This window comes from Methylobacterium persicinum, from assembly GCF_022179525.1.
Classification (GTDB): Bacteria; Pseudomonadota; Alphaproteobacteria; order Rhizobiales; family Beijerinckiaceae; genus Methylobacterium; species Methylobacterium persicinum.
Window position 1 is genome coordinate 1 of record NZ_BPQX01000068.1, and the last position, 1,347, is coordinate 1,347.

Annotated in this window: 1 protein-coding gene; it reads left to right on the plus strand. The window is 70.5% G+C overall.

All coding sequences use genetic code 11. The features are described from left to right. The first annotated feature begins 66 nt into the window (after positions 1 to 66). Positions 67 to 1,310, plus strand: a protein-coding gene (locus MFF22_RS23160; RefSeq protein WP_091994892.1) for an IS3 family transposase whose coding sequence is annotated in 2 segments (ribosomal slippage) — positions 67 to 391 and positions 391 to 1,310 — 1,245 coding nt in all. Because the reading frame shifts where the segments join, the coding sequence is not laid out codon by codon here. Positions 1,311 to 1,347: the final 37 nt, after the last annotated feature.

Sequence of the window (1,347 nt, forward strand, 5' to 3'; positions counted from 1 at the left end):
TCCTCCGCCTCCCGGTTGCTTGAGACACCCCGTTAGCGGACGGTCGCCGCGACAGGGGTGAGGATGATGAGCACGGATACGAGGGCAGATGCAGGCGCAGTCGGTCCTGGTCGCGGCGGGCGCATGTCCCGGCAGCGCAAACGGGATGCAGTGCTGCGGCTGCTACGCGGCGAGGACCTGGAGAGCGTCTCGCGCAGTCTGGGCGTGACCGCCGCGACCCTGTCGGGCTGGCGCGACGCGTTCCTGACGGCGGGCGAAGCGAGCTTGGCGACCCGGCCCCTTGATGCGGACGCGCTGGAGAGCGGGCGGCTGAAGGCCAAGCTCGGTGAGATGCTGATCGAGCGCGAGTTGCTGGAGGCCAAGATCGCCGCCCTGGAGGCGCGCGGCCCCGGCCCTTTGGCCCGCAGGCGGTCGCGGCCATGAGCCGGGCCGTCTCGCCTGCCAGCGGCAAAGTTTACGGACTGGCCCGGGTGTGCCGGATCTGGCGCGTGTCGCGCGCTACCGTCCACCGGCACCTCTCACCCGCCCGGCTCGTGCCGTCGCGGCGTCCCGGCCCAGTCGGGCCGATGCCGGATGCGGCGCTGCTCACGCAGATCCGCGCCATCATCACGGACTGCCCCTTCCACGGCGAGGGTCACCGCAAGGTCTGGGCGCGGCTGCGCCTCAAGGGCGTGCGCACCTCCAAACGCCGCGTGCTGCGCCTGATGCGCGCCCATGATCTGCTCGCCCCCTCTCGCGTCGGCACACCGCGCGGCCCGCGCAATCACGACGGCACCATCATCCCGGAGAGGGTGGACACGATGTGGGGCACGGACTTGACCACCACCTGGACGGCTGAGGGACAGGTCGCGGTGTTCGTGGCCGTCGACCACTGCTCGGCCGAGTGCGTGGGCATCCATGCGGCGCGTCGGGCCACACGGTTCGAGGCGCTGGAGCCGATCCGCCAGGGTGTGCGGCAGCGCTTCGGCGGCTTTACGGCCGAGATCGCCTCCGGCCTGAGTGTCCGGCACGACCACGGCAGCCAGTACATGTCGGACGATTTCCAGGCGGAGCTGGCGTTCCTGGGTATCGCGAGTTCGCCCGCCTTCGTGCGCGCACCGGAAGGAAACGGCTGCGCCGAGCGCTTCATCCGCACGCTCAAGGAGAACCTGCTGTGGGTGGAGCACTTCGACACGGTCGAGGACCTGCGTCGCGCGCTGCTGGCGTTTCGCGACCTCTACAATGAGACGTGGCTGATCGAGCGGCACGGGTTCCGACCCCCAGCCGCCGTTCGTGCCGCGCAGCTTCCACCCGCGGCCTTGGCCGCGTAGGCTTCAGATCGGTGTCTCACAATCCGCGGGCGGTACA